Below are 14,952 nucleotides of genomic sequence, written 5' to 3' on the forward strand. Positions count from 1 at the left end.
TAAATATTGATTGAGTTCGCTGAACGTTCTAGTCTGCTCCACCAAGAGCGTTTGCCGTCGCCACGGTGGCACAACGCAGGCTGATAAAAATAACAGGAGCCAGCATGGGCCAGACTCGTTTTGCCAGTGGGCGTCAATTGGATCTGATTTGCCTCGGTCGCCTGGGCGTCGACCTCTATGCACAGCAAGTCGGTGCGCGGCTGGAGGACGTCTCCAGCTTTGCCAAGTACCTCGGCGGTTCTTCCGCCAACATCGCCTTCGGCACCGCACGCTTGGGCCTCAAGTCGGCGATGTTGAGCCGGGTCGGGGACGACCATATGGGCCGCTTCCTGACGGAGTCCCTGGCCCGTGAAGGCTGTGATGTCAGCGGCATCAAGATCGACCCGGAACGCCTCACCGCCCTGGTGTTGCTCGGCCTCAAGGACCGCGAAACCTTCCCCTTGGTGTTCTACCGCGAAAACTGCGCCGACATGGCCCTGCGCGCCGAGGACATCAGCGAAGCCTTTATCGCCTCCAGCAAGGCCCTGCTGATTACCGGCACGCATTTCTCCACCGACGGCGTGTACAAGGCCAGCCTCCAGGCGCTGGATTACGCGGCCAAACACAACGTCCAGCGCGTGCTGGACATCGACTACCGCCCGGTGCTGTGGGGCCTGGCAGGCAAGGCCGATGGGGAAACCCGGTTTGTCGCCGACCGCAGTGTCAGCCAGCACGTGCAGAGCATCCTGCCGCGCTTCGACCTGATCGTCGGCACTGAAGAAGAATTCTTGATCGCCGGCGGCAGTGAGGATTTGCTCAGCGCGCTGCGCAGGGTACGCGAGCTGACCCCGGCGACCCTGGTGGTCAAGCTCGGCCCGCAGGGTTGCACGGTGATCCACGGCGCGATCCCGGCACGCTTGGAAGACGGCGCGATCTACCCCGGCGTGCGCGTCGAAGTGCTAAACGTGCTGGGCGCCGGCGATGCGTTCATGTCGGGTTTTCTCAGCGGCTGGCTGAACGATGCCAACGACGCGCGATGCAGCCAGTTGGCCAATGCCTGCGGTGGTTTGGTGGTGTCGCGTCACGCCTGCGCGCCGGCCATGCCGACGCCCGCCGAGCTGGATTACCTGTTCAACAGCCCGCTGCCGATCACCCGTCCCGATCAAGACACGACTCTGCAACGCCTGCACCGCGTCACGGTGCCGCGCAAGGCCTGGAAGCAGTTGTTCGTATTTGCCTTCGACCACCGTTGGCAACTGGTCGACCTGGCCCAACGCGGAGGCCAGGACGCGAGCCGCATCAGCGCGATCAAGCAACTGTTTATCCAGGCCGTCGAGCGCGTGGAGAAAAAGCTGCGCGAGCAGGGCGTCGAGGCCGACGTGGGCTTGCTCGCCGACCAGCGCTTCGGCCAGGACGCGCTCAACGCCGCCAGCGGTCGCGGCTGGTGGATCGCACGCCCGGTGGAGGTGCAGAACTCGCGGCCGTTGGCGTTCGAACACGGCCGCTCGATCGGCAGCAACCTGATCGTCTGGCCCCAGGAGCAAATCATCAAGTGCCTGGTGCAATACCACCCCGATGACGAACCGCTGCTGCGCCTGGAACAGGAAGCGCAACTCAAGGCGGTGTACGAGGCTTCGCTGGTCAGCGGGCATGAACTGTTGCTGGAAGTCATCCCGCCCAAGGATCACCCATCCACCTACCCCGATGTGCTCTACCGCAGCCTCAAGCGCCTGTACAACCTGGGGATCTACCCGGCGTGGTGGAAGATCGAGGCGCAGTCGGCCGAGGACTGGAAAAAACTCGACGAGTTGATCGAGGAACGCGACCCGTACTGCCGTGGCGTGGTGTTGCTGGGCCTGAATGCGTCGGCCGAACGCCTGGCCGAGGGCTTTCGCCAGGCCAGCCAGAGCCGCACCTGCCGTGGTTTTGCCGTGGGTCGCACGATCTTCCAGGCGCCGAGCCGCGCGTGGATGGCGGGGGAGATCGATGACGAAACGCTGATTCAGCAGGTGCAGCAGACCTTCGAACAGCTCATCAACGCCTGGCGCAGCGCTCGACAGTAAACACGATCAAATGTGGGAGGGGGCTTGCGCGCGAATGCGGTGTATCAGATACAAATTTTTCAACTGACACACCGCATTCGCGAGCAAGCCCGCTCCCACATAAAGCAAACCTCACCAGGCTTAAGTCAGATAAAAACAAAAGGTGCAGCCATGCCCGCAATCCGAATTGGCATCAACCCGATCTCCTGGAGCAACGACGACCTGCCGGCCCTGGGCGGCGAAACGCCGCTGAGCACCGCCCTGAGCGAAGGCAAGCAGATTGGCTACGAAGGTTTTGAGCTCAACGGCAAATTCCCCAAGGACGCCAAGGGCGTCGCCGATGTGTTGCGCCCCTATGACCTAGCGCTGGTCTCCGGTTGGTATTCGAGCCGCCTGGCCCAGCGTTCGGTGGCGCAGGAAATCGAGGCGATTGCCGCTCACGTCGAGTTGCTCAAACACAATGGCGCTACGGTGCTGGTGTACGGCGAAGTCGCCGATTCGATTCAGGGCTCCCGCATCCGCCTGATCGAACGCCCGCGTTTCCACAGCGAGCAGGCCTGGCAGGACTATGCCGACAAACTCACCGAACTGGCGCGCTTTACCCTGTCCCAGGGCGTGCGCCTGGCCTACCACCACCATATGGGCGCCTATGTCGAATCGCCGGAGGACATCGATCAACTGATGCGCCGCACCGGCCCGGAAGTCGGCCTGCTGTTCGATTCGGGCCACTGCTACATGGGCGGTGGCGAACCCCTCGACGTGCTGCGCAAGCATATCGACCGGGTGTGCCACGTGCATTTCAAGGACGTGCGCAAAGCGGTGGTGCAACTGGCGCGCAACCAGATGTGGAGCTTCCCCGACTGCATCGTCAACGGCACCTTCACCGTGCCTGGCGACGGCGATATCGACTTTGCCGCGTTGCTCGACGTGCTGCTGGCCGCGCATTACCAAGGCTGGCTGGTGGTCGAAGCCGAACAGGACCCTGCCGTCGCGCCCAGCTATATCTATGCGAAAAAGGGCTATGACACCTTGCGTGCGCTGCTCAACGAGAGGACGGGCCAATGAGCTTGCTGGTCAAGAGCAATAAACGCGGGCAAACCATGGTCGCCCTCGAAGAAGGCCGCCTGGACTACGTCGGCTTTGCCGCCTACCGCCTGAGCCTGGGCGAAACCCTGCCGGTCACGGCCGGTGACCAGGAGCTGTGCCTGGTGCTGCTCAGCGGTCGGGTGACGATCGAAGGCGACGGTTTTAGCTGGCAGAACCTCGGCGATCGTCAGTCGGTGTTTGAAGACAAATCGCCCTTTGCCGCTTACCTGCCGCCGGGCACTGACGCCCAAGTGACGGCGTTGAGCGACGTGCAGATCGCGGTCTGCGCCGCGCCCGGTGCGGCGGGTTTCGCGCCTCGCCTGATCCGCCCCGAACAGTGCAAACGCAGCGTGCGCGGCAAAGGCGCCAACACCCGCTACGTGTGCGACATCCTGCCCGACAGCGAGCCCGCCCATTCGCTGCTGGTGGTGGAGGTGCGCACGCCGTCCGGGCACTCGTCGAGCTACCCGCCGCATAAGCACGACACCGACGACCTGCCGCACCAGAGCTTTCTCGAAGAAACCTATTACCACCAGATCAACCCGCCTCAGGGCTTCGTGTTCCAGCGGGTGTACACCGACGACCGCAGCATCGACCAGGCGATGGCGGTGGAAAACAGCGACCTGGTGGTGGTGCCCAAGGGTTACCACCCGGTCAGCGTGCCGTATGGCTACGAGTCCTATTACCTCAACGTGATGGCCGGCCCCAAGCGCGCCTGGCATTTTCATAACGACCCTCAGCACAGCTGGCTGCTGGACCTTTAAGGGGCGCGACATGACCACCACCCGATTGACCATGGCCCAGGCCCTGGTGAAGTTTCTGGATAACCAATACATCGAAGTCGATGGCGTGCAGAGCAAGTTTGTCGCCGGGGTGTTCACGATTTTCGGCCACGGCAACGTGCTCGGCTTGGGCCAGGCGCTGGCGCAGGACAGCGGCGACTTGGTGGTCCACCAGGGCCGCAACGAGCAAGGCATGGCCCACGCTGCCATCGGTTTTGCCAAGCAACACCTGCGGCGCAAGATCTACGCGTGTACTGCGTCGGTCGGCCCGGGGGCGGCGAATATGCTGACCGCTGCTGCGACTGCCACGGCCAACCGTATCCCGTTGCTGCTGTTGCCCGGCGATGTCTACGCCAGCCGCCAGCCCGACCCGGTGCTGCAACAGATCGAGCAATTCCATGACCTGAGCATCAGCACCAACGACGCCTTCCGTTCGGTGAGCAAATACTGGGACCGCATCAACCGCCCCGAGCAATTGATGAGCGCGGCGATCCACGCCATGCGCGTGCTCACCGATCCGGCCGAAACCGGCGCCGTCACCCTGGCGCTGCCGCAGGATGTGCAAGCCGAGGCCTGGGATTACCCGGATTATTTTTTGCAAAAACGCGTCCACCGCCTCGACCGTCGCCCGGCCACCGAGGCGATGATTGGCGACGCCGTGGCGGCCTTCAAGGGCAAGCGCAAGCCGTTGATCATCTGCGGCGGCGGGGTCAAGTACTCCGGGGCGAATGCCGCCTTGCAGGCGTTTGCCGAACGCTTCGAGATTCCCTTCGCCGAAACCCAGGCGGGCAAGAGCGCGGTGGTCTCCAGCCATCCGCTGAACGTCGGCGGGATCGGCGAGACCGGCTGCCTGGCCGCGAACCTGTTGGCCCCCGAGGCCGACCTGATCATCGGGATCGGCACGCGTTACACCGACTTCACCACGTCGTCGAAGTCGCTGTTCAAGCACGCCGACGTGCAGTTCCTCAACCTCAATATCAGCCCCTGCGACGCGTTGAAACTCGATGGCGTGCAAGTGCTGGCGGATGCGCAAGTCGCCCTTGAAGCATTGGCCGCAGCACTGGGGGATTATCGCGCCGGGTGGGGCGAGCAGGTACGCGACGCCAGGGCGCAATTGGACGCGGAAGTCGACCGGGTGCATCAGGTGGAATACGCGGGCGACGACTTCGTACCGGAGGTCAACGACCGCCTGGACCGCGCCGTGCTGCGCGAATTCATCCAGCTGACCGGTTCGTGCCTGACCCAAAGCCGCGTCCTCGGCGTGCTCAACCAGGCCCTGGCCGACGACGCGATCATTGTCGCCGCCGCCGGCAGCCTGCCCGGCGACTTGCAGCGCAGTTGGCGCAGCAAGGGCGTCAACACCTACCACGTCGAGTACGGTTATTCGTGCATGGGCTACGAGATCAACGCTGCGCTCGGCGTGAAGCTGGCCGAGCCGACGCGCGAGGTCTATGCGCTGGTCGGCGATGGTTCTTACATGATGCTGCATTCGGAGCTGGCCACCTCGATCCAGGAGCGGCGCAAGATCAACGTGGTGCTGCTGGACAACATGGCCTTCGGTTGCATCAACAACCTGCAGATCGGCAACGGCATGGACAGCTTCGGCACCGAGTTCCGCTACCGCAACCCCGAGAGCGGCAAGCTCGACGGCGGCCTGGTGCCGGTGGACTTCGCCATGAGCGCAGCGGCCTACGGCTGCAAGACCTACAAGGTCAGCAGCGTGGCGCAGCTCGAAGCGGCGCTGGCCGATGCGCGCACGCAAACGGTGTCGACGCTGATCGATATCAAGGTGTTGCCCAAGACCATGATCCACGGCTACCTGTCCTGGTGGCGGGTGGGCGTGGCGCAGGTCTCCACCAGCGAACGCACCAATGCTGCGGCGAAAAAACTCAATGAACAGCTGGCCAAGGCCCGGCAGTACTAATAACAAGAGGAGTGAATGTATGTCGTTGAAGCTGGGTGTTATCGGTACGGGCGCTATCGGCCGGGACCATATTCGTCGTTGCAGCCAGACCTTGCTCAACAGCCAGGTGGTGGCGGTGACCGACATCGACCTTGAGCAGGCCGCCAAGGTGGTGGCGGATCTGAAACTGGACGCCGAGGTGTATGCGCACGGCCATGCGCTGATCGATTCGCCTCAGGTTGAGGCTATTCTCGTCACCTCCTGGGGCCCGAGCCATGAGGAGTTCGTGCTCGCCGCCATCGCCGCCGGCAAACCGGTGTTCTGCGAAAAACCGCTGGCGGTCACCGCCGACGGCTGCCGCAGGATCGTCGAAGCTGAAGTCGCGCACGGCAAGCGCCTGGTGCAAGTGGGCTTCATGCGCCCCTATGACGAAGGTTATCGCGCCCTGAAAGCGGTGATCGACAGCGGCCAGATCGGCGAGCCGCTGATGCTGCACTGCGCGCACCGCAACCCGCGGGTGGGCGAGAACTACAAGACCGACATGGCGATCACCGACACCTTGATCCACGAGCTGGACGTGTTGCGTTGGCTGCTTGATGACGACTACGTCTGCGTGCAAGTGGTGTTCCCGCGCAAGACCAGCAAGGCCCTGGCCCATCTGCGCGACCCGCAGATCGTGCTGCTGGAAACCGCCAAGGGCACGCGCATCGATGTGGAAGTGTTTGTGAACTGTCAGTACGGCTACGACATTCAGTGCGAAGTGGTAGGGGAGACCGGTATCGCCAAGCTGCCGGAGCCGTCGCAGGTGCAATTGCGCAGCGAGGCCAAGCTGTCCAATGCGATCCTGATGGACTGGAAAGAGCGCTTTATCGGCGCCTATGACGTCGAGTTGCAGGCGTTCATCGACAGCGTGCGCGCCGGGCAAGTGGGCGGGCCGTCGGCGTGGGACGGGTTTGCGGCGGCGGTCGCGGCGGATGCGTGTATCGAAGCGCAAGGCAGTGGCCAAATTGTCCAAGTCAGCCTGCCTGAGCGTCCGCGCTTCTACGGCTAACACTCGGTCAATGTGGGAGGGCTTGCTCCCGATAGCAGTGGGTCAGCCAATAAAGCTGTAGCTGATCTACCGCCATCGGGGGCAAGCCCCCTCCCACAGTTGGATTGGGTTTGCACTTCAATAAAGGCGTGAATGTATGCGAATTGGACCAGTCGGCTATGGCCATGGAGGCACCCCTGCTTTCCACGGCTAACACGCGGTCAATGTGGGAGGGGGCTTGCCCCCGATAGCAGTGGGTCAGCCAATAAAACTGTATCTGATCCACCGCCATCGGGGGCAAGCCCCCTCCCACAGTTGGATTGGGTTTGCACTTCAATAAAGGCGTGAATGTATGCGAATTGGACCAGTCGGCTATGGCCATGGAGGGCGCTTTTTTCATGCGCCACTGGCTGCAACCCTGCCTTCTACGGTTAACACCCGGTCAATGTGGGAGGGGGCTTGCCCCCGATAGCAGTGGGTCAGCCAATAAGTCTGTATCTGATCCACCGCCATCGGGAGCAAGCCCCCTCCCACAGTTGGATTGTGGTTTGCACTTCAATGAAGGAGTGAATGTATGCGAATTGGACTAGTCGGCTATGGCCATGGAGGGCGCTTTTTTCATGCGCCACTGATTGCAACCCTGCCAGGTGCTACGTTTGTTGGTGTGGTGACTCGCTCACCCGAGCGCCGCGAGCAATTGAGCGCTGATCTTCCAGGGGTTAAAGCCTTTGACAGCATCGGCCAGATTGTCGAGGCCGGCGTCGACGCCCTGGTGATTTCCACCACGCTTAAAGGGCGCCCGGCACTGGTACTCGAAGCGATCGAGCACGGCGTCGCCGTCGTCAGCGACAAACCCTTTGCCGCCAACGCCGAACAGGCCCAGGTGCTGATCACTGCAGCCGAACGCCACGGCGTGTTGCTCAGCGTCTACCAGAACCGGCGCTGGGATTCGGATTTCCTGACTTTGCGCAAACTGATCGACGCCGGCGCCCTCGGCGCTGTCACCCGGTTTGAATCTTGCGTCGAGCGTTTCAGCCCGCAAGCCGTGGGCAATGCCAGCGGCGGCGGCTGGCTGCGCGACCTGGGCAGCCATCTGGTGGACCAGGCGCTGCAACTGTTCGGCCCGGTGGATCGGGTCTTCGCGCAATTGCACTACAGCGCTGAACACCCCAGCGTCGACCACGGCTTCTTTGTTGCCCTGACCCACCGCAACGGGGTGCTTTCCCACCTGTGGGGCAATGCCTTACAGAACAGCCCGGCGCCGCGCTTCAGGGTCAGCGGCACCCTGGGTTGCTACACCGTCGAAGGGCTGGACGGCCAGGAAGACGCACTGATGGCCGGCAAATCGCCCAAAACCGAGGGCGAGCACTGGGGTTTTGAGGAGCACCGCCGCTGGGGCTGGTTCGAACAAGGCTCGGAGCGCGAGCGTGTACCGTCGGAGAAAGGCTGCTGGACGCAGTTCTATCGCCAGTTGCAGTCCGCCGTGCAAGGGCAGGGGCCGTTGCCGGTGGACGCCTATGAGGCGCTGGAAACCACCCGTGTCCTGGACGCCGCACGCCTGAGCGCCGAGCGGCAGCAGGTGGTTTCAATGGAAATAGAATTAAATTCTAAAACATGTTGATATAGAAATTATTTTCCAATAAAGTCTTTTCCAGGTTGCATAAAGTACGTCCGGATTCGATTCTGGCGACTCAACAAAAACAAGATCAAAAACAACCAGGTACCGTCAGATGAAAATCTTCAACGCTGTACTGCGAGTTTTACGCCCTGCCCACACGCCACGCGGTCTGCCCCGCGCCCGGCCGTTTTACTTTTCCTTCCTTAATGTGCTGTGCGTCGAAAACCAAGGCGCCCTGGTGTGCTGCATTCCGGGGGCACCGGTCGTCCGCCTGCCGTCATCCTCGCTCTGATAAACGCTACGTCCAGAAAACCAACAAGAAAGTGGAGACAGACCGTTCATGAAGACCCCGATCCGTTTTACCGCGCTGGCGTTGTCCCTGCTGCTGGCCAGCGGTTTTGCCACAGCTGCCGATCTGAAGATCGGCGTGAGCATGTCGCAGTTCGATGACACCTACCTGACCAACGTGCGTGAGTACATGGACAAGCAAGCCAAGTCCTATCCCAAGGGCGATGGTGTGCAGTTGCAGTTCGAAGACGCACGCGCCGACGTGGTCAAGCAACTGAGCCAGGTCGAGAACTTCATCAGCCAGAAGGTCGATGCGATCATTGTCAACCCGGTGGACACGGCGTCCACGGCGCGAATCAGCAAGTCAGCGCTCGAGGCGGGTATTCCGCTGGTCTACGTCAACCGCCGACCGGACCAGAAAGATCTGCCCAAAGGCGTGGCCGCCGTGACCTCCAATGATGAAGAGGCCGGCCGCATGCAAATGCAATACATCGCCGAAAAACTCGGCGGCAAGGGCAAAGTCGTGATCCTGCTCGGTGACTTGGCGAACAACTCCACCACCAACCGTACCAAGGGCATTAAAGAAATCCTGGCCAAGTACCCGCAGATCCAGATCGAGCAGGAACAGACCGGTATCTGGCTGCGTGACCGCGGGATGACCCTGGTCAACGACTGGTTGACCCAGGGCCGCGAATTTAATGCCGTGCTGGCCAATAACGATGAAATGGCCATTGGCGCCGCCATGGCGTTGAAGTCGGCCGGCACCAAGCCGGGCAGCATCTTGATTGCGGGGGTCGACGGCACGCCGGACGGCTTGAATGCGATCACTAAAGGCGAAATGACCGTGTCGGTGTTCCAGGACGCCAACGGTCAGGCGGTCGGCTCGGTGGAGGCGGCGCGCAAGATGGCGAAGAAGGAGACGATCGAGCAGAACATTGTCATCCCGTTCAAGCTGATCACCCCGGACAACGTCAAAGACTTCAAGTAGCCCCACCATCACAACAATAAGCCGGTAGGGCGGTCGTGCCCGCCCTGCCGATGGAGTACCGTCCTATGCTTGCTCAAGCCACTGTCTCGCAGCCTCCCGGTATCCAGCCTTCACTGCTGGAAGAACCCTACCTGCTGGAAATCCTCAACATCAGCAAAGGTTTTCCCGGTGTGGTGGCCCTGGCCGATGTGCAACTGCGCGTGCGCCCAGGCTCGGTGCTGGCGCTGATGGGTGAGAACGGCGCGGGTAAGTCGACGCTGATGAAAATCATCGCTGGCATCTACCAGCCCGACGCCGGCGAAATCCGCCTGCGTGGCAAGCCGATTGTGTTTGAGACGCCGCTGGCCGCGCAAAAGGCTGGGATCGCGATGATCCACCAGGAACTCAACCTGATGCCGCACATGAGCATCGCCGAGAATATCTGGATCGGCCGCGAGCAGCTCAACAGCCTGCGCATGGTCAACCACCGCGAAATGCACCGCTGCACCGCCGACTTGCTCGCCCGCCTGCGTATCAATCTCGACCCCGAGGAGCATGTGGGCAACCTGAGTATCGCCGAACGGCAGATGGTCGAGATTGCCAAGGCGGTGTCCTACGATTCCGACATCCTGATCATGGATGAACCGACGTCCGCCATCACCGAGAAGGAAGTCGCCCACCTGTTTTCGATCATTGCCGACCTCAAGGCCCAGGGCAAAGGCATCGTCTACATCACGCACAAGATGAATGAAGTGTTCGCCATCGCCGATGAAGTGGCGGTGTTTCGTGACGGCCAGTACATCGGCCTGCAGCGCGCCGACAGCATGAACAGCGACAGCCTGATCTCGATGATGGTCGGCCGTGAACTGAGCCAGTTGTTCCCGGTACGCGAAACGCCCATCGGCGAGTTGCTGTTGTCGGTGCGCGACCTGGGCCTGGACGGCGTGTTCAACAACGTCTCGTTCGACCTGCATGCCGGCGAGATCCTCGGCATCGCCGGGTTGATGGGCTCGGGCCGCACCAACGTGGCGGAAACCATTTTCGGTATCACCCCAAGCACCCGTGGGCAGATAACCCTCGATGGCAAGGCGCTGCGTATTACCGACCCGCACATGGCCATCGACAAAGGCTTTGCGCTGTTGACCGAGGATCGCAAGCTCAGCGGGCTGTTCCCTTGCCTGTCGGTCCTGGAGAACATGGAAATGGCGGTGCTGCCGCATTATTCGGGCAACGGGTTTATTCAGCAGAAAGCCCTGCGTGCGCTGTGTGAAGACATGTGCAAGAAGCTGCGGGTGAAGACTCCGTCGCTGGAGCAATGCATCGACACTTTGTCCGGCGGTAACCAGCAAAAAGCCCTGCTGGCGCGCTGGCTGATGACCAAGCCGCGCCTGCTGATTCTCGATGAGCCGACCCGTGGCATCGACGTCGGCGCCAAGGCCGAGATCTACCGTTTGATTTCGTTCCTCGCCAGCGAGGGCATGGCGGTGATCATGATTTCCTCGGAGCTGCCCGAAGTGCTGGGCATGAGCGACCGGGTGATGGTGATGCACGAAGGCGAACTGATGGGCACCCTGGACCGCTTAGAGGCGACCCAGGAAAAAGTCATGCAGTTGGCCTCCGGTATGACCGTGGTCCACTGACGAACAGCCGCGCGGGCCTGCGGTTGGCCCGCGCCATAGAATAAAAAGGTGATCGGCTATGAACGCAATAACAGACAACAAGCCTGCCACGGCAACGGTCAAGCGCCGTCGACGCTTGCCGACGGAGCTGAGCATCTTCCTGGTGCTGATCGGCATCGGCCTGGTGTTTGAAGTGTTCGGCTGGATTGTGCGTGACCAGAGCTTCCTGATGAACTCCCAGCGCCTGGTGCTGATGATCCTGCAAGTGTCGATCATCGGCCTGTTGGCCATTGGTGTGACCCAGGTGATCATCACCACGGGCATCGACCTGTCTTCCGGGTCTGTCCTTGCGTTATCGGCGATGATCGCTGCCAGTCTTGCGCAAACATCTGATTTTTCCCGTGCGGTGTTTCCGTCGCTGACCGACCTGCCGGTGTGGATCCCGGTCGCGGTTGGCCTCGGTGTGGGGCTGCTGGCGGGGGCGATCAACGGCAGTATTATCGCGGTGACCGGTATCCCGCCGTTTATCGCAACACTTGGGATGATGGTGTCGGCCCGTGGCCTGGCGCGTTATTACACCGAAGGCCAGCCGGTGAGCATGCTCTCGGATTCCTACACGGCCATCGGTCATGGGGCGATGCCGGTGATCATCTTTCTGGTGGTGGCGGTGATCTTCCATATCGCCCTGCGCTACACCAAGTACGGTAAGTACACCTACGCCATCGGCGGCAATATGCAGGCGGCGCGCACCTCGGGGATCAACGTCAAGCGTCACCTGATCATCGTCTACAGCATCGCCGGGCTCCTGGCAGGCCTGGCCGGTGTGGTGGCCTCGGCGCGTGCCGCCACCGGCCAGGCCGGCATGGGCATGTCCTACGAATTGGATGCGATCGCTGCCGCTGTGATCGGCGGCACCAGCCTGGCGGGCGGAGTAGGGCGCATCACCGGCACGGTGATTGGCGCGCTGATCCTTGGGGTGATGGCCAGCGGGTTTACCTTTGTCGGGGTCGACGCGTATATCCAGGACATTATCAAGGGCCTGATTATCGTGGTGGCAGTGGTGATCGACCAATATCGCAACAAGCGCAAGCTAAAACGCTGACGCCGTGCAACATGTGGGAGGGGGCTTGCCCCCTCCCACATTTGGACCTGCATTCGTCAGATCTAACCGTTTGTCTTCTATATAGCTCCACAACACTGAATTTCTTGCTATAAACGCACTCCGATAACCATTCACCGAGCCCGTCCTGGTGCTTTTGGGGGTTATCTTGGAAAAATGCCTGTCTTTTCAGTTGCTGCGCCCTCAAGTCGGCCTTAGACTGCCGCCCCTCGTAAATTGAGTGCCGGGTGGCGCTTGGAATGGATGGCGCCTTTCCGAGACCTGCAGAGGTCGGCCGGAACGCTCCCTTATTCGCCTTAATGCACGTATTTTTTATAGAGAAATCAATGACAAAGGAAAAGTTGCTGGCCATGCCGGCGGATGACTACATGAATGCCGAACAGCACGCTTTTTTCGAGCAGTTGCTGCAAGACATGAAAGTGGAACACCACGAGCGCATTGAACAGAACCGCATCGCCATTGAAAGCCTGGACACCCCGGCCGACCCGGCAGATGCCGCTTCCGTGGAAGAAGAGCGCACCTGGTTGGTGAATGCCATTGATCGCGACCAGCGCATGCTGCCGCAGCTTGAGCGCGCCCTGGAGCGCATCAAGGAAGATTCCTTTGGCTGGTGCGATGACAGCGGCGAGGCTATCGGCCTCAAGCGCCTGCTGATCAGCCCGACCACCAAGTACTGCATCGAAGCGCAAGAGCGCCACGAGCAGATCGACAAGCACCAGCGCCAAGCCTGATGCGCTGAAGCCGAGGGGGGCGAGTACTGCGCTCCCCAGGGAAAATACCCGTTACGCCCGGTCTATTGATCTGCTGCAAGCTCCCCCACTAAAGGCCCATAGATAATGGCCTGATAGTGGCGTTTAATGCAGAGACAATAATGACAAGCAGTGGGGTGACGAAGATGGCTGGGGACGGACCTCTGATGGGCGCAGCAGTGCCACCGCACGCGGTGGTGAGCGGGTTGCCCGGCTGGCTGACGCCGCTCTTGCAGAGCACCGCCCTGGTGCTGGTCCTGCTGGGCATTGCGTTTGCCAGCCTGCCTATTTATCTCTGCCTGACACTGGCCTTGCTGGTGATCTGGCTGCCCCGCCTGAAAAAACGCACGCCCAGCGCGGCGCCGTCTGAAGCGGCCGATGCCATTGGCGACCTGACCCGCGACCTGTCCCATACCACCAGCCATAACGCATTGTCGGCGGCCGGCGTGGCCTATTCGGTCAAGCAACTGGCTGCTCGCTTGAAGTCGCAGTTGAGCGCCGCCCAACAGATCGTCAGCAGCGCCGAAGTGATGATCGGCACCGAACAAGTCACCTCCCAACTCAGCCGCCAGGCACTGGGTGCCGCCAGCCAGGCGCATCAGCGCAGCACCGAGGGCCGCGAAGTGCTGGCCCAGTCGATCACCCGCATGCACCAGCTCAGTCAGCGTGCGAATGACAGCCGCGAGATGATTGAGGCCCTGAGCCAGCGCAGCGAGGAAATCCAGCGCGTCACCCTGGTGATCCAATCCATCGCCAGCCAGACCAACTTGCTTGCCTTGAACGCCGCCATCGAAGCCGCGCGTGCCGGCGAGCATGGGCGCGGGTTTGCCGTGGTGGCCGATGAAGTCCGCGGGCTGGCCGGTCGTACTGCAACTGCCACCGAGGAAGTGGGGGTAATGGTCGCCGATATCCAGCAACGCACGGGCCAGGTGGTGGAACAGATTCGCCAACTGTCGACAGACCTGCAAACCGGTGTGGAGCAGGTGGAGCACGCGGGTGAGCAGTTGCAGAACATCGCCAGCCTGGCGGCGGATGTCGAAGGGCAGGTCAACGAAATCGCCCAGGGCACCGATACCAACCGGGCCCAACTCGACAGCTTGTTCCATGCCGTGGAGCAAATGCGCAGCGACCTGACGGTGAGCGACGAGCAAACCCGTCAATTGGCCGATGCCGCCGTGCAAATGGAAGGGCAGGCCGAAACCATCAGCGAACGCCTGGCTGAAGTCGGGCTGGATGACTATCACCAACGCATCTACGACCTCGCCCGGGAAGGCGCGAGCCGCATTGCCGAACAGTTCGAGGCGGATGTACTGCAAAACCGTATCAGCCTGGAGGATCTGTTTGACCGCAGCTACACGTCGATCCCCAACACCCGCCCCAGCAAGTTCCACACGCGCTTTGATGGCTACACCGACCAGGTATTGCCAGCGATTCAAGAGACGCTGCTGCCGCGCCATGAGGGCCTGGTATTTGCCATCGCCTGTACGCAGCAGGGGTATGTTCCGACACACAACAAGGCGTTTTCCCAGCCGTTGACTGGCGACGCACAGGTGGACGCCTTACAGAATCGCACCAAACGCAAGTTCGACGACCGTACCGGGATTCGCTGTGGCAGCCATCAGCAAGCGGTGCTGCTGCAGACTTACACCCGCGATACAGGCGAGCTGATGCACGACTTGTCGGTGCCGATCATGGTCAAGGGCCGGCATTGGGGTGGATTGCGCCTGGGCTATAAACCCGAAAACACCAAGGCCAAGCGCTGAGTATTG

The 14,952-nt window shown here is 61.5% G+C and carries 12 protein-coding genes; all 12 read left to right on the plus strand.

The window, feature by feature from the left end; all coding sequences use genetic code 11:
- Positions 1-104 precede the first annotated feature (104 nt).
- The 12 genes from ACS5Q8_RS12665 (at position 105) to ACS5Q8_RS12720 (ending at position 14,946) form a co-directional block, all read left to right on the plus strand.
- Positions 105-2,042, plus strand: a complete 1,938-nt coding sequence (locus ACS5Q8_RS12665; RefSeq protein WP_465160268.1) for a bifunctional 5-dehydro-2-deoxygluconokinase/5-dehydro-2-deoxyphosphogluconate aldolase — start codon at positions 105-107, stop codon at positions 2,040-2,042.
- A 150-nt stretch (positions 2,043-2,192) separates the two neighbouring features.
- On the plus strand, positions 2,193-3,086 hold the full coding sequence (gene iolE / locus ACS5Q8_RS12670; protein ID WP_276197782.1) for a myo-inosose-2 dehydratase: 894 nt from the start codon (positions 2,193-2,195) through the stop codon (positions 3,084-3,086).
- Positions 3,083-3,871 carry a 5-deoxy-glucuronate isomerase gene (iolB, locus tag ACS5Q8_RS12675; RefSeq protein ID WP_443695979.1) on the plus strand — a complete coding sequence of 263 codons (789 nt, stop codon included), beginning with the start codon at positions 3,083-3,085 and terminating at the stop codon, positions 3,869-3,871. The genes iolE and iolB overlap by 4 nt, the downstream gene beginning before the upstream one ends.
- Before the next feature lie 10 nt (positions 3,872-3,881).
- On the plus strand, positions 3,882-5,813 hold the full coding sequence (gene iolD / locus ACS5Q8_RS12680; RefSeq protein WP_426102018.1) for a 3D-(3,5/4)-trihydroxycyclohexane-1,2-dione acylhydrolase (decyclizing): 1,932 nt from the start codon (positions 3,882-3,884) through the stop codon (positions 5,811-5,813).
- Positions 5,814-5,832: 19 nt separating this feature from the next.
- Positions 5,833-6,843, plus strand: coding sequence for a bifunctional inositol 2-dehydrogenase/D-chiro-inositol 1-dehydrogenase (iolG, locus tag ACS5Q8_RS12685; RefSeq protein ID WP_443695976.1), 1,011 nt, complete (start codon positions 5,833-5,835; stop codon positions 6,841-6,843).
- Positions 6,844-7,396: 553 nt separating this feature from the next.
- Positions 7,397-8,443 carry a Gfo/Idh/MocA family protein gene (locus ACS5Q8_RS12690; RefSeq protein WP_276197786.1) on the plus strand — a complete coding sequence of 349 codons (1,047 nt, stop codon included), beginning with the start codon at positions 7,397-7,399 and terminating at the stop codon, positions 8,441-8,443.
- 109 nt (positions 8,444-8,552) lie between these two features.
- On the plus strand, positions 8,553-8,732 hold the full coding sequence (locus ACS5Q8_RS12695; RefSeq protein ID WP_076952495.1) for a hypothetical protein: 180 nt from the start codon (positions 8,553-8,555) through the stop codon (positions 8,730-8,732).
- A 48-nt stretch (positions 8,733-8,780) separates the two neighbouring features.
- On the plus strand, positions 8,781-9,716 hold the full coding sequence (locus ACS5Q8_RS12700) for a sugar ABC transporter substrate-binding protein (protein WP_276197787.1): 936 nt from the start codon (positions 8,781-8,783) through the stop codon (positions 9,714-9,716).
- A 65-nt stretch (positions 9,717-9,781) separates the two neighbouring features.
- Positions 9,782-11,335: a sugar ABC transporter ATP-binding protein gene (locus tag ACS5Q8_RS12705; RefSeq protein WP_443694330.1), complete on the plus strand. Its 1,554-nt coding sequence runs from the start codon at positions 9,782-9,784 to the stop codon at positions 11,333-11,335.
- 58 nt (positions 11,336-11,393) lie between these two features.
- Positions 11,394-12,416, plus strand: a complete 1,023-nt coding sequence (locus ACS5Q8_RS12710) for an ABC transporter permease (RefSeq protein ID WP_276197789.1) — start codon at positions 11,394-11,396, stop codon at positions 12,414-12,416.
- A gap of 344 nt (positions 12,417-12,760) precedes the next feature.
- On the plus strand, positions 12,761-13,165 hold the full coding sequence (locus tag ACS5Q8_RS12715; RefSeq protein WP_078742055.1) for a TraR/DksA family transcriptional regulator: 405 nt from the start codon (positions 12,761-12,763) through the stop codon (positions 13,163-13,165).
- A gap of 548 nt (positions 13,166-13,713) precedes the next feature.
- Positions 13,714-14,946, plus strand: coding sequence for a methyl-accepting chemotaxis protein (locus ACS5Q8_RS12720; RefSeq protein WP_426102076.1), 1,233 nt, complete (start codon positions 13,714-13,716; stop codon positions 14,944-14,946).
- Positions 14,947-14,952 lie beyond the last annotated feature (6 nt).

It is taken from the genome of Pseudomonas sp. PAMC25584 (assembly GCF_058135675.1).

Bases quoted from the DNA above. Each gene is read 5' to 3' on its own strand.
- ACS5Q8_RS12715 (WP_078742055.1), top strand. From the start codon at position 12,761: ATGACAAAGGAAAAGTTGCTGGCCATGCCGGCGGATGACTACATGAAT.
- ACS5Q8_RS12665 (WP_465160268.1), top strand. From the start codon at position 105: ATGGGCCAGACTCGTTTTGCCAGTGGGCGTCAATTGGATCTGATTTGC.
- iolD (WP_426102018.1), top strand. From the start codon at position 3,882: ATGACCACCACCCGATTGACCATGGCCCAGGCCCTGGTGAAGTTTCTG.
- iolE (WP_276197782.1), top strand. From the start codon at position 2,193: ATGCCCGCAATCCGAATTGGCATCAACCCGATCTCCTGGAGCAACGAC.
- ACS5Q8_RS12705 (WP_443694330.1), top strand. From the start codon at position 9,782: ATGCTTGCTCAAGCCACTGTCTCGCAGCCTCCCGGTATCCAGCCTTCA.
- ACS5Q8_RS12695 (WP_076952495.1), top strand. From the start codon at position 8,553: ATGAAAATCTTCAACGCTGTACTGCGAGTTTTACGCCCTGCCCACACG.
- iolG (WP_443695976.1), top strand. From the start codon at position 5,833: ATGTCGTTGAAGCTGGGTGTTATCGGTACGGGCGCTATCGGCCGGGAC.
- ACS5Q8_RS12690 (WP_276197786.1), top strand. From the start codon at position 7,397: ATGCGAATTGGACTAGTCGGCTATGGCCATGGAGGGCGCTTTTTTCAT.
- ACS5Q8_RS12720 (WP_426102076.1), top strand. From the start codon at position 13,714: ATGATCGGCACCGAACAAGTCACCTCCCAACTCAGCCGCCAGGCACTG.
- ACS5Q8_RS12710 (WP_276197789.1), top strand. From the start codon at position 11,394: ATGAACGCAATAACAGACAACAAGCCTGCCACGGCAACGGTCAAGCGC.
- iolB (WP_443695979.1), top strand. From the start codon at position 3,083: ATGAGCTTGCTGGTCAAGAGCAATAAACGCGGGCAAACCATGGTCGCC.
- ACS5Q8_RS12700 (WP_276197787.1), top strand. From the start codon at position 8,781: ATGAAGACCCCGATCCGTTTTACCGCGCTGGCGTTGTCCCTGCTGCTG.